The following is a 13,102-nucleotide window of genomic DNA, read 5'->3' as shown; positions in this document are numbered from 1 at the left end:
TTCAGGGAAGGGGGAAAAAGACAGACAAATAACCCGCCTGCGGGCGGGTTCTCTCTGAATCATGCAAGGCGCATGATCCAGGCATCGGACTGGTGATCGTAATGCTCGCGGTATAGCACGGAGTGTTCGCCATCGAGGAGAGCCGGGACGCTGGTGTCTGCATCCCAGGCGTCGAGCTGCATGCACAGATCGGGATCGGACTTGCAGGGGATGGTTAACGTTCGCTCGCCCTGCGTATCGCCGTTTAACTCGGCATCATCGATTTCGAATGCGCCAATGCGCACATTGGTTTTCGTCATAATGCTCTCCATAAACTCACTGTGGTCTGGTACGACCAGTATAGTCGCCCACTTTTCAGCCTGGTCAATGGAGAGCAAAAGCGCCAGTAAAAAAGTGCCTTTTTTTAGCTCGCGTCGCCGTTACCGGTAAACAGACGACCGTCGCGAACCAGTTCGCGTGGGTAACTGTTTTTCAGACGCGAGCCCACTTTTTTCGCCAGCCCGATGGGAAAACCCTGATACGTCACTACCGCATCATCCCCGGCAGGGCTCTCCTGCGGCCAGACATCACGGCCGCGATACCACTCTTCGGCTTCCTGCTGGGTTAAGGCAAAGGTATTGTCCTTGCCAGCCAGGGCGATCACCGCTTCATGCTGCCAGCGGTAACCTTTGTTGTGGGTTTCGGCCAGTCGAATGCCGAGGCGGGAGAAGCGCACTTTACCGATCAGCGGCTCAATCCCGGTCGGGAATAACCACACCTCTTTGTCGCGTTGCCACAGGCGCAGATTATCGCCCCACTGCAGACCTGCCAGATTTGCCGCAGCGGCGATCTGCCCGGCTTCACGGGTTTTGAGCGGCGTGAACGGGAAGTTGCCGACCTTAAATTTCGGGGCAGGCAGCGGCGCGATAGCGGCAGTTTTACGCAACCTTGCCACGAAGAAGCCTTCACAGTCGTAGATATGCGGGAAGACGTGCAGGAAGCCTTCCGGGGTAACGCATTCACCGGCGCTGGCGAACAGGTCATTTAGCGGCAGGAACTCTACGGCGTCGGGATACTGTTCCTGTAACCACAGGCAGACCGCTTCGTTCTCGTCGCGGTTAAGGGTACAGGTAGAGTAGACCAGGGTGCCGCCGGGGCGCAGGGCATGGAAAGCGCTGTCGATCAGCTCGCGCTGGGTGGCGGCGATCTCCAGATTGCTGGCGACGGACCAGTTCTTCAGCGCGTCGGGATCTTTGCGTACCACCCCTTCGCCGGAGCAGGGGGCGTCCAGCAGGATCGCATCGAAGGCTTCCGGCAGGGCGGCACCGAACACGCGGCCATCAAAATGGGTTAACGCCACGTTGCTGATCCCGCAGCGGCTGATGTTGGCATGCAGCACCTTAACGCGGCTGGCGGAGAACTCATTGGCGAGGATCGCCCCCTGATTATTCATCCGCGCAGCGATTTGGGTCGTTTTGGAGCCAGGGGCTGCCGCCACGTCCATCACCCGGGCGGGTGCGTTGTCGTCGGCAAACAGCGCGGCAACCGGCAGCATGGAGCTGGCTTCCTGAATGTAAAACAGCCCGCTCAGGTGCTCGGCGGTGCTGCCCAGCGGCAGGGCTTCTTCGTCGTCACGGTCGATCCAGAATCCCTCTTCGCACCACGGAACCGGGGTGAGTTGCCAGCCGTACGGGGCAACAAGCGTGAGGAAATCCGCCACGCTGATTTTCAGGGTATTGACGCGCAGGCTGCGGCGCAGCGGCCGCTGACAGGCAGCGATAAACGCATCGAGAGCGAGAGGGTCAGGCAGAGCCTGGCGCATTTGCGCCAGAAATTCATCTGGCAGATAGACGGGACGTTGAGACACGAGCGCACCACAGGGAGTAAAAGAGGCGCGCAGTGTACCATAAAGGCTCCGGTGGGTTGCACCGGAGCGCAGGCATTAACGTGGCAGGGCGGTTCCCCAGCTGCGCCACTCTTTCGGCTCGCTCTCCTGCAGCAGGAAGTGCTTGCCGGGTTGAGATTTCGGCGCCAGCGGCGTACCCGGCGGCGTCGCGAAGGCGATCCCCCCACGGATAAACTGATTAAAGGTCCCGGTTTTCACCACGCCGCCGGTCAGACCGAAATCGAGCGAGTAGCCGGAGGCCAGCCAGAAGACCGAGTTGTTACGTACCAGATGCTGATAACGATCGCTGATGCGCAGGGCTACCATCACTCGATCGGAGAGCGTCCCCAGCGTCAGGCCGGTAACCGTACCCACTTCCATTCCGCGGAACAGCACCGGCGTACCGATATCGAGCGATGCCGCATCCGGGACTTCCACCACGATGCTCAGGCCATCGAGATAACGTGAATCGGTGATGGTCGCTTCCTGCAGCTCAAAGTCACGGCGCGACTTGCCCTGTCCCGGCTCAACGTTGATATAGGGCTGGAGGATGGTATCCAGATGCTCAACACCCGCGGCAGAAATCTGCGGGGTGACCACTGAGAAACGCGTCCCGGCGCGGGCAAAGTTATCGACATATTCCGGGTACAGTACCGCCGTGGCCTGCACTTCATTGCGTGCGGTAATCAGCTTCAGGCTCTGGACCTGACCGATATCAATCCCCAGGTAGCGCACCGGCATCCCTTCTGCGAGCTTGCCCGCATCAAAGGCGTGCAGGGTGATCTGGCTGCCCACCGCGCGCGCAGCGGTTTCAGACGGATAGAGGATCCGCTTGTCACCCTTACGCTGACTGGCGCTGGCGCCGCTCAGGTTATCAAAGCTGATGGCACCACGCAGGGCGCGGGAGAGCGGGGAGGCCTGCACCGTCAGCCCGCTGCCGTTAAGCTGCACTTTGGCCCCGCCTTCGGCCCAGAACACGCTATTGCTGGTGAGCAGCTTGCGGTATTCCGGTTTGATATGCAGTTCTATATCAAAGGCATTGGCGCGCGGGCGGACCAGGATCACTTCACCCACTTCGAATTTACGATACAGCACTACCGAGCCCGCCTGCACGTCCGGCAGGGTATCGGCCACCAGCGTAAGGGTGGTGGTCGGCAGATCGCTCAGGCTGTTTTCCAGGGCTTTGTCCAGGTTGGCATACAGCGGATAGCTGTCGCGCATGGCGCCTTTCTCACCGGGCAGGATACGGATCCCGCCGCTGATCCACTCGCTGGCGCTGGCCGCCAGGAACTCGACGCCGTCGAGCCCGACTTTGACATCCACCCGACTGTTGACCACAAATTTACTGTCGCCATGCACCAGCTCGCGGTACTCCGGGTCAATTGCCACCTCAAAGGTGACCCCTTTGCTGGTTAACGATCGCTCAAGCACCTGTCCAATCTGCACGCCATGCAGGATCAGCGGCTGACCAGCATCGATACCGTAGCTTTCCGGGGCGCTGAGGGTCACGGTCAGGACGCCGGGTTTTTGTAACAGCGCCTTATCGGCTGGGGCGATGACAAACTGGTTAACCGGTTCGCCGCCGCCGGGGATCAGCTCAAAGGTACTGCCGGTGAGCAGGCTGCTGACGCTGGGGTTGCTGAGGGACAGTTTAGGACTACGCATTTCGATGCGCGTTTTTTCCCGCAGCAGATCCACCACGCTCGGGTCAACGGTCATTTCACCGGTCACCAGACCGCCCGGATTCAGCGTCATTTTGGTGAGTTGCCCCACCTGGAGCCCCTGATACATCAGCGGGGTGGAGTCAGCTTTCAGACCATCCGCAGAGGGCAGGGTCAGCTTGACGATCACGCCGCGCTGGCTGTGGGCCAGATCTTTGTATAAACCGAAATCATCTTCCTGGGTGGCAGGCTCTGATCCCTCCGGGGAATCGAAGGCGATGGCACCATTCACCAGCGCCGCGAGGCTTTCCAGCTTCACTTTGGCTCCGCTCAGGCTGAGGTCGGCATCAACCCCGGAGACATTCCAGAAACGGCTGCCTTTTTTTACCAGCGAGGTGAAGCGGCGTTCGATCAGCACGTCGATGGTCACCCCCTGCTTATTAGGGGTGATGGCGTAGTCATAGACGCGACCGACGGGGATCTTGCGGAAATAGACCAGCGACCCGCTGTTCAGGGAGCCCAGATCCGGCGCGTGCAGATGAATCATCAGATCGCCGTTGTTGAGTCGGTATTTCGGCTGCGTATCCAGGGCGGTAAAGTGATCCTGTGGCTCACCTTTGCCCGGCATCATGCCGATATAGTTACCGCCGACCAGCGCATCCAGCCCGGAGACCCCTGCCAGAGAAGCTTTCGGCGTCACCAGCCAGAACTGCGTCTCTTCCCGCAGGGCATCCTTCATATCGGACTTGATGCTGGCACGAACCTCAATTTTATTCAGGTTCTTGTCCAGGGAGATATCCTGAACGGTGCCCACCTCAACCCCCTGGAAACGCACGGGCGTACGGCCCGCAACGATGCCATCGGCGCTCTGGAAATCAATGGTAATGGTATTGCCGCGATCTTCATAACTGGTCCAGATTAACCAGCCGGCGATCATCAGAGCGATAACCGGCAGTAACCAGAAAGGCGAAATACGACGTTTTGTTTTAACTCGCGCTTCAGTCGGCGAAGCTGGCGTTTCCTGACTCATGTGCATCCCAAAGTAAGCGGCTATCCAGCCATTCCACTGCAAGAATAGTCAATATCACCGCAGTGCCAAAATAGAGCGCTGCGGGTCCCATAGTAAAAGCAAGGAGCTGATCGCGATTGATCAGCGACATCATCAACGAAATAACAAACAGATCCAGCATTGACCACCGGCCAATCCAGGTAACGAAACGCAACAGCAGTATGCGGGTTCTCAGCCCCTGTTCACATTTGAAATGAATACTGATGAGCAAAGTCAGCATCACGATGACTTTGGTAAAGGGCACCAGAATACTGGCGATGAACACCACGGCCGCGACGGCGATGTTGCTCTGCGCCAGCGAGACGATGCCCGACATAATGGTATCTTCCTGGCGCGCCCCGTTAACGTAAATCACCGAGATAGGCAGCAGGTTAGCCGGTAACAGCAGCACCAGCGAGGCGATCAGCGCTGCCCAGCATTTTTGCAGGCTGTTGTGGCGGCGCAGGCGCAGCGGAATATGGCAGCGCGGGCAGCGGCCGCGCCCGTCGGGCAGCCCGGTATAGTGACAGCCCAGACAGACCCGTAAATCGGTATTGTAGCGGGTGGCGGGGCGCTGGGGATAAAACCGCTCCCAGAGCTGCTCCACGTTCAGGTGAATCATGGTCAGAATGCTCAGGATCACCAGCGCGATAAAGGCAAACAGACCGCTTCCCGGCTGCAACCAGGCATAATCCTGCACTTTGATCGAGGCGACGACGATCCCCACCAGGTAGATATCGAGCATCACCCACTCTTTGAGCCTCTCGAGCATCAGCAGTACCGGGCGCAGGTTCATCCCCAGGATATTGCCCAACCACAGGTAGGCGATAGCGGCCACCAGCACCACCGGCGCGCCGACGGTACAAAACAGCACCATCGAAGCGGTCAGCGGATCGCCCTGTTGGGTCATCTGCCAGATCCCCTGCAGCAGGTTGGCGTCGATGCGCACCCCTAACAGGTGCAAACTAAGCAGCGGTTCGCTCCAGGCAAAGGGCATCAGCAGCATCATGGTGACGGCCATCGCGGCCAGCCGCGTCAGGGACCAGTCACGGCCATCGCGGATTTTTGCGTCGCAGCGCGGGCAGAAAGCACTTTGGTGTGATTTCATCTTTGGCAACGTAAAAAGCGTATCGCATTGGGGACAACGCTGATAATGTGCACGAGGCAGCGCATCGCCGACCGCATGCACAGTTATCTTCTTCGCCGGTGTTATTTTCGGTGTTTTAAGAGCCATCGGTCGCGCTAAAAAAGGATAGTTAATAGTTATCTTAACTCATGAATGGATTCATCTTGAGCATGAACGTAAATAAAGCTTATTTTAATAGGCTATGCTGTAATTTTGTAAGACAACCAAGTGATTGAATAATGAGCAAAACAGAATTCTACGCGGATTTGAACCGTGACTTTCAGGCATTGATGGCCGGTGAAACCAGTTTTTTAGCCACCCTGGCGAATACCAGCGCGTTACTGTTTGAACGTCTGTCTGATGTGAACTGGGCCGGTTTTTATCTGCTGGAAGGCGAGACGCTGGTGCTGGGTCCCTTCCAGGGCAAACTGGCCTGCGTACGCATTCCGGTTGGGCGCGGCGTGTGTGGTACCGCGGTCGCGCAGGACCAGGTGCAGCGTGTTGATGACGTCCACGCGTTCGACGGGCATATTGCCTGCGACAGCGCCAGCAATGCTGAAATCGTACTTCCTCTGAAAGTGAATAATCAGATTATTGGTGTACTGGATATCGATAGCACGGTCTTTAATCGCTTTACCCGCGAGGATGAGCAGGGGCTGCGCGAGCTGGTGGCGAACCTTGAGAACGTCCTCGCCGCGACCGATTATCATAAATTCTTTGCGAGCGTCGCAGGATAATCAACGGATAACGTAGCATTTAGCGATGGCGTCATTATAATGACGCCTGTTCATGCCTGCGGCTTGTCGGCAACGTCCGTTGTAATCAGGAAATTTCATGGAAAATCAACCTAAGTTGAATAGCAGTAAAGAAGTTATCGCGTTTTTGGCCGAACGTTTTCCACAATGTTTTAGTGCCGAAGGCGAAGCTCGTCCCCTGAAAATTGGTATTTTTCAGGATCTGGTAGAGCGTGTTGAAGGTGAGATGAACCTCAGCAAAACCCAACTCCGCTCCGCCTTACGTCTTTATACTTCGAGCTGGCGTTACCTGTACGGTATCAAAGCAGGCGCGACACGTGTCGATCTCGACGGCAACCCTTGCGGTGTGCTGGATGAGCAGCACGTAGAGCACGCCCGTAAGCAGCTCGAAGAAGCCAAAGCGCGCGTTCAGGCCCAGCGTGCTGAACAGCAGGCGAAAAAGCGCGAAGCTGCCGCGGCCAATGGCGAAGAAGAAGCGCCTCGCCGCGATCGCAAGCCACGTCCGGCACCGCGTCGCAAAGAGAACACCGAGCGTAAGCCACGTGCTGAGCAACCAGCGGCAAAAGCCCCGCGTGCGCCTCGTGAAGAGCCACGCCATACCCCAGTTTCTGACATTAACGCCCTGAGCGTGGGTCAGTCTCTGAAGGTGAAAGCGGGTAACAATGCTATGGATGCCACCGTACTGGAAATCACCAAAGATGGCGTTCGTGTACAGCTGACTTCTGGTCTGTCAATGATTGTACGCGCAGAACACTTGTTGTTCTAAAACGGAGGCCAGGCCCGGCATGAACACATTTTTTAAGCTCACCGCGCTGGCTGGCCTGTTTGCAATAACAGGCCACGCCTTCGCTGTGGACGAGATTACGCGTGTCGATCAAATTCCGGTATTAAAGGAAGAGACCCAGCACGCAACGGTCAGTGAGCGCGTCACATCGCGCTTCACCCGTTCGCACTATCGTCAGTTCGACCTCGACCAGGCTTTTTCGACAAAAATTTTCGACCGCTATCTGAACCTGCTGGACTACAGTCATAACGTCCTGCTGGCCAGCGATGTCGAACAGTTTGCCAAAAAGCAGTCTGAGGTGGGTGACGAGTTACGCAGCGGCAAGCTGGACCTGTTCTACGACCTGTATAACCTGTCGCAGAAACGCCGTTTCGAGCGCTATCAGTACGCGCTTAAGGTGCTTGAACGTCCGATGGACTTCACGGGTAACGACACCTTTAATCTTGACCGCAGTAAGTCGCCGTGGCCGAAAGATGAAGCCGAGCTGAATGCGCTGTGGGACAGCAAAGTCAAATACGACGAGCTGAGCCTCAAACTCACCGGTAAAGATGAGAAAGAGATCCGCGAAACGCTGACCCGTCGCTACAAATTTGCCATTCGTCGCCTGGCGCAGACCAACAGTGAAGATGTGTTCTCGCTGGCGATGACGGCCTTCGCGCACGAAATCGATCCGCACACCAACTATCTCTCTCCGCGCAACACCGAGCAGTTCAACACCGAAATGAGCCTCTCCCTTGAAGGGATCGGCGCGGTGCTGCAGATGGATGACGATTACACCGTGATCAACTCCATGGTTGCCGGGGGCCCGGCCGCCAAGAGCAAGGCGATAAGCGTCGGCGATCGCATTGTGGGTGTCGGTCAGGTTGGCCAGACGATGGTCGATGTCATCGGCTGGCGTCTGGATGATGTGGTTGCCCTGATCAAGGGGCCGAAAGGCAGCAAAGTCCGTCTGGAAATTCTGCCTGCCGGTAAAGGCACCAAGACCCGTATCGTTACTCTGACCCGCGAGCGTATCCGCCTGGAAGATCGCGCGGTGAAAATGACGGTGAAAACCGTGGGTAAAGACAAGGTCGGCGTGCTGGATATCCCTGGTTTCTACGTTGGCCTGACGGATGACGTCAAGGTTCAGCTGCAGAAGCTGGAAAAACAAAATGTTAAGAGCGTAATTATCGATCTGCGTACCAACGGCGGCGGCGCCCTGACTGAAGCGGTTTCGCTTTCAGGCCTGTTTATTCCGTCCGGTCCGGTGGTACAGGTACGCGACAACAACGGTAAAGTGCGTGAAGATGCCGATACCGATGGTGTTGTTTACTATAAAGGTCCACTGGTGGTGCTGGTCGATCGCTTCAGCGCCTCGGCATCCGAAATCTTTGCCGCCGCGATGCAGGATTACAATCGTGCTCTGGTGGTTGGCGAACCGACCTTTGGTAAAGGTACGGTGCAGCAGTATCGTTCCCTGAACCGCATTTACGATCAGATGCTGCGCCCGGAATGGCCGGCGCTGGGCTCGGTACAGTACACCATTCAGAAGTTCTATCGCGTGAATGGCGGCAGTACCCAGCGTAAAGGCGTGACCCCGGATATCATCATGCCGACCGGGACCGAAGAGACGGAAACGGGTGAGAAGTTCGAAGATAACGCGTTGCCGTGGGATAGCGTTAACGCTGCCACCTACGTGAAGTCGGGCGATATTACCCAGTTTGGTCCGGCGCTGTTAAAACAGCACGACGAACGCATCGCCAAAGATCCTGAGTTCCAGTACATCATGAAGGATATTGCCCGTTTCAACGCCCTGAAAGCGAAACGCAATATCGTCTCTCTGAACTACGCTCAGCGTCTGAAGGAGAACGAAGAGGATGATGCAACACGTCTGGCGCGTATCAATGACCGCTTCAAACGTGAAGGTAAGCCACTTCTGAAAAAACTGGATGACCTGCCGAAGGATTACCAGGAGCCCGATCCGTATCTTGATGAGACGGTGAAGATCGCCATTGACCTGGCGCAACTGGAAAAAGACCATCCTGCCGGAAACCCCGCCCCGGCGAAATAATCTCCCAGACAGGCACAAGAAATTGTGCCTGTTTTTTTGTTAACAGCATTCTGCCGTCAGCCAGTCATTTCATTATGTAAAGTTGTGTCTTTCTGGTGACTTACGCCCTTCCAACGCTTGAAAATACGCTGAATACCCATACGATGTGGGTAATCGCATAGTGCGTTTTGTTAAATCGAGGTTAAAAGAATATTATGATGCGAATCGGGCTCTTCCTGCTCACCAACCTTGCGGTGATGGTGGTGTTCGGGCTGGTACTTAGCCTGACAGGAATTCAGTCGAGCAGCATTCAGGGCTTGCTGATCATGGCGCTGCTGTTTGGTTTTGGTGGCTCATTTGTCTCGCTGCTGATGTCCAAGTGGATGGCGCTCAAGTCCGTGGGTGGCGAGGTTATTGAACAACCGCGTAACGATATGGAACACTGGCTGATGACCACCGTGGCGAACCAGTCTCGCCAGGCGGGCATTAAAATGCCACAGGTGGCGATTTATCACGCTCCGGATATCAACGCTTTTGCTACCGGTGCGCGTCGCGACGCCTCTCTGGTTGCGGTCAGTACCGGCCTGTTGCAGAACATGAGCCGTGACGAAGCCGAGGCGGTTATTGCCCACGAGATCAGCCACATTGCTAACGGCGATATGGTGACCATGACCCTGGTGCAGGGTGTGGTGAACACCTTCGTTATCTTTATCTCACGTATTATCGCGCAGATTGCCGCAGGCTTTATGGGCGGGGATCGTGAGGAAGGCGAAGCAAGTAACGGCAACCCGCTGATCTACTTTGCGGTCTCAATGGTGCTGGAACTGGTGTTTGGTATTCTGGCGAGCATTATCACCATGTGGTTCTCCCGTCACCGTGAGTTCCATGCGGATGCGGGCTCTGCCAAACTGGTGGGCCGCGAGAAGATGATTGCCGCGCTGCAGCGTCTGAAAACCAGCTATGAGCCGCAGGAGGCTTCCAGCATGATGGCGTTCTGCATCAACGGTAAATCGAAATCGCTGAGCGAACTGTTCATGTCTCACCCACCGCTGGACAAGCGTATCGAAGCGCTGCGTAGCGGCGATTACCTGAAGTAACGGCTTCGGCCACGAATAAAAAAGCGCGTCTTCGGACGCGCTTTTTTTTATGCCTGCGAACCTGGCTGCGTCACCCGCAATCCGCTGATGATGGCCGCGACGGTAGCCAGCGTGCCGGCGGTCAGCAGCGCCAGGTGCGTGCCGCTTTGCCCGGCCAGATTAAACATTAAGGCTACCAGCGCCGCACCGGTACTTTGACCCAGCAGGCGCGCAGTGCCCAGCATTCCGCTGGCCCCGCCGCTGCGATGACGGGGGGCGGCGGTAATAATGGTATGGTTGTTCGGCGACTGGAACAGACCAAAACCCGCCCCGCACAGCATCATCCGCCAGATGATATCCAGATCCTGTGGTGCCGCGGGCAGCAGGGCGAGAGCAAAAAGCCCGGTTGCCATTATCACCATCCCCAGCGCGCCCAGTAATCCCGCATGCACACGCTCAATCAGATAGCCTGCCAATGGGGCCATCACCATGGTGGCCAGCGGCCAGGGGGTTAACAGCAGGCCGGTTTCCACTTCCGAGCGGCCAATCACGCTCTGCAGAAAGAAGGGCAGAGAGACCATGGCCAGCATCTGCGCGCAGAAGGAGCAGATTGAGGTGCCGATGGAGAGGGAGAAGAGCGGGATCCGCAGCAGATCCACTGGCAGCAACGGCACCGGCAGGGCCAGCTGCCGGCGCACAAAGAAGAAACCAACCACCAGCAGCGCCACCACCTCGCCAGCGATCAACCTCAGGGATTGCCCCTGGGCGAAACCGCTCAAGGCGGTGATCAGCAGGCCAAAGGTAAGGGCGTTCATTATCGCGCTCGGCAGGTCGAATTTAGGCATGCTGCTTTTTGGGCCGTTGGCGGGTAAATAGCGCAGGGCGAACAGCAGGGCCACGATCCCCAGCGGGACGTTGATTAAGAACAGCCACTGCCAGGAGGCCACCGAGAGGATCGCCGCGGCAATGGTCGGGCCCGCCGCCGAGGAGACGGCGACAATAAAGGAGTTGATCCCCATTCCCCGGCCCAGATGTCGCTGCGGGTAGATAAGCCGAATCAGCGCGGTATTAACGCTCATCAGCGCCGCGCCGCCAAATCCCTGAGCGATGCGCGCCAGGGTCAGGGTGTGTAATGTGTCCGAAAGGGCGCAAAACAGGGAGGTCAGGGTAAAGACCGCCAGCCCGCACTGATAAACCCGGCGGTAGCCAAACATGTCCCCCAGAAACGAGAACGACAGCAGGGAGATGACAATCGCTATCTGGTAGGCGTTAACGATCCAGATTGAACTGGCAGGGGAGGCATTCAGGTCGCTGGCGATAGTCGGCAGAGCGACGTTGGCAATGGCACCATCCAGTACGGCCATTGAAATACCGATGATAATGGTCGCAATGGCACCATAGCGCTGCGGTAACGGCAGGCCATCTGTGAGGGTTTTTATCATGAGAATGAATGAGCAATAGGGGTTATTATTAACAGGGTAACGATATTATCACTGTTATTTCGGTTATATGTCGCAGATTTGTAACCAGGTTCGCCAGGATTGATTGCAGCAATGCGGCGGCGAATTTATAATAAAAACCGGTTCTGAATTTTATAAAACACTTGCGTTGAGGTGATTAATGGCAATCGCGGATTTGGATAAACAGCCAGATTCTGTTTCTTCTGTGTTAAAGGTGTTCGGCATCTTGCAGGCGCTTGGCGAAGAGCGCGAAATTGGTATTACTGAGCTGTCCCAGCGTGTGATGATGTCAAAAAGCACCGTTTACCGCTTTTTGCAGACCATGAAATCACTGGGTTATGTTGCACAGGAAGGCGAGTCTGAAAAATACTCCCTGACCCTGAAGCTTTTTGAACTGGGCGCACGCGCGCTGCAGAACGTCGATCTGATCCGTAGCGCTGATATTCAGATGCGCGAACTCTCTCGTCTGACGAAAGAGACGGTGCACCTCGGTGCGCTGGATGAAGACAGCATTGTTTACATCCATAAGATCGACTCCATGTATAACCTGCGCATGTATTCACGCATTGGTCGCCGCAACCCGCTGTACAGTACCGCTATCGGTAAAGTCCTGCTGGCCTGGCGCGACCGTGAAGAAGTGAAGCAGATCCTCGAGAACGTCGAGTATAAACGCAGCACCGAACGCACCATTACCACCACCGACGAGCTGTTAGCGGTGCTGGATAAAGTGCGTGAGCAGGGTTATGGCGAAGATAACCAGGAGCAGGAAGAAGGCTTGCGCTGCATCGGCGTACCGGTATTCGACCGCTTCGGTGTGGTGATCGCTGGCCTGAGTATCTCCTTCCCGACGCTGCGTTTCTCTGAAGAGCATCTGCACGAATATGTGGAAATGCTGCACACGGCGGCGCGGAAGATTTCTGAGCAGATGGGTTACAACGACTATCCGTTCTGAGTTGTTCCTGCATAAAAAAACGCTGCCATCTGGCAGCGTTTTTTATGCTTTGCGTTAGCCGTTATCGACCACTATTTCGCTCTTTCGCAGCAGCGGGCAGCGGGAGAGACCGATGATGCCGCTATCAGAGTGGATATACTGCGCGGTGCTGAACCCGCGCGCGGTGAGGTACTGGCATTGAATCCCCAGCCCGGCAGCATTCTCTTTACTGCCCGTCAGCACGCCGTAGCCTGCGAGCAGTAAACCTGTCCAGATCAATGCTATAACAATCAGTGTGCGAATAAAAAAGCGCATTATTGCCTCATTTTTTTAATGACTGCCGCCCAGCCTAACCCATACATTCACGT

At 56.4% G+C, this 13,102-nt stretch carries 11 protein-coding genes; 5 read left to right on the top strand and 6 right to left on the bottom strand.

The window, feature by feature from the left end; all coding sequences use genetic code 11:
- Positions 1–59 precede the first annotated feature (59 nt).
- The 4 genes from SOM40_RS14260 to yebS form a co-directional block, all read right to left on the bottom strand.
- Positions 60–299, bottom strand: coding sequence for a YebV family protein (locus SOM40_RS14260; protein WP_106993305.1), 240 nt, complete (start codon positions 297–299; stop codon positions 60–62).
- A 104-nt stretch (positions 300–403) separates the two neighbouring features.
- Entirely contained in the window at positions 404–1,846 is a 1,443-nt protein-coding gene (rsmF, locus tag SOM40_RS14255) for a 16S rRNA (cytosine(1407)-C(5))-methyltransferase RsmF (protein WP_106993304.1), read from the bottom strand.
- Between the two features lie 75 nt (positions 1,847–1,921).
- On the bottom strand, positions 1,922–4,555 hold the full coding sequence (locus SOM40_RS14250) for a PqiB family protein (RefSeq protein ID WP_106993303.1): 2,634 nt from the start codon (positions 4,553–4,555) through the stop codon (positions 1,922–1,924).
- A complete protein-coding gene (yebS, locus tag SOM40_RS14245; protein WP_166182775.1) occupies positions 4,524–5,807 on the bottom strand; it encodes a membrane integrity lipid transport subunit YebS in 1,284 nt (427 codons plus the stop codon). Before yebS ends, SOM40_RS14250 begins: the two co-directional genes overlap by 32 nt.
- A gap of 131 nt (positions 5,808–5,938) precedes the next feature.
- On the opposite strand from yebS, the gene msrC reads away from it, so the two are divergent.
- From msrC to htpX, 4 genes are all read left to right on the top strand, one after another.
- The gene (gene msrC, locus SOM40_RS14240) at positions 5,939–6,436 is read left to right on the top strand and encodes a free L-methionine (R)-S-oxide reductase MsrC (protein WP_106993301.1); all 498 of its coding nucleotides are present in this window, start codon (positions 5,939–5,941) and stop codon (positions 6,434–6,436) included.
- A gap of 97 nt (positions 6,437–6,533) precedes the next feature.
- Positions 6,534–7,220: an RNA chaperone ProQ gene (gene proQ, locus SOM40_RS14235; RefSeq protein WP_106993300.1), complete on the top strand. Its 687-nt coding sequence runs from the start codon at positions 6,534–6,536 to the stop codon at positions 7,218–7,220.
- Between the two features lie 19 nt (positions 7,221–7,239).
- The gene (prc, locus tag SOM40_RS14230) at positions 7,240–9,288 is read left to right on the top strand and encodes a carboxy terminal-processing peptidase (protein WP_106993299.1); all 2,049 of its coding nucleotides are present in this window, start codon (positions 7,240–7,242) and stop codon (positions 9,286–9,288) included.
- A gap of 194 nt (positions 9,289–9,482) precedes the next feature.
- Positions 9,483–10,364 (top strand): protease HtpX, encoded by an 882-nt coding sequence (gene htpX / locus SOM40_RS14225; protein ID WP_106993298.1) that lies wholly within the window; start codon positions 9,483–9,485, stop codon positions 10,362–10,364.
- Between the two features lie 47 nt (positions 10,365–10,411).
- Here the strand turns inward: htpX and SOM40_RS14220 are convergent, their stop codons facing one another.
- Positions 10,412–11,785 carry an MFS transporter gene (locus tag SOM40_RS14220; protein WP_320530226.1) on the bottom strand — a complete coding sequence of 458 codons (1,374 nt, stop codon included), beginning with the start codon at positions 11,783–11,785 and terminating at the stop codon, positions 10,412–10,414.
- Between the two features lie 178 nt (positions 11,786–11,963).
- On the opposite strand from SOM40_RS14220, the gene kdgR reads away from it, so the two are divergent.
- Positions 11,964–12,755, top strand: a complete 792-nt coding sequence (gene kdgR, locus SOM40_RS14215) for a DNA-binding transcriptional regulator KdgR (protein WP_106993296.1) — start codon at positions 11,964–11,966, stop codon at positions 12,753–12,755.
- Positions 12,756–12,809: 54 nt separating this feature from the next.
- Here the strand turns inward: kdgR and SOM40_RS14210 are convergent, their stop codons facing one another.
- Positions 12,810–13,049, bottom strand: coding sequence for a YobH family protein (locus SOM40_RS14210; protein WP_106993295.1), 240 nt, complete (start codon positions 13,047–13,049; stop codon positions 12,810–12,812).
- Positions 13,050–13,102 lie beyond the last annotated feature (53 nt).

Origin of the sequence: Leclercia sp. CFBP8987 (assembly GCF_034044995.2) — a bacterium.
Lineage (GTDB): Bacteria > Pseudomonadota > Gammaproteobacteria > Enterobacterales > Enterobacteriaceae > Enterobacter > Enterobacter tamurae.
The sequence above is the reverse complement of the archived record's forward strand: the minus strand, read 5'-3'. Positions and strand labels throughout refer to the sequence as shown.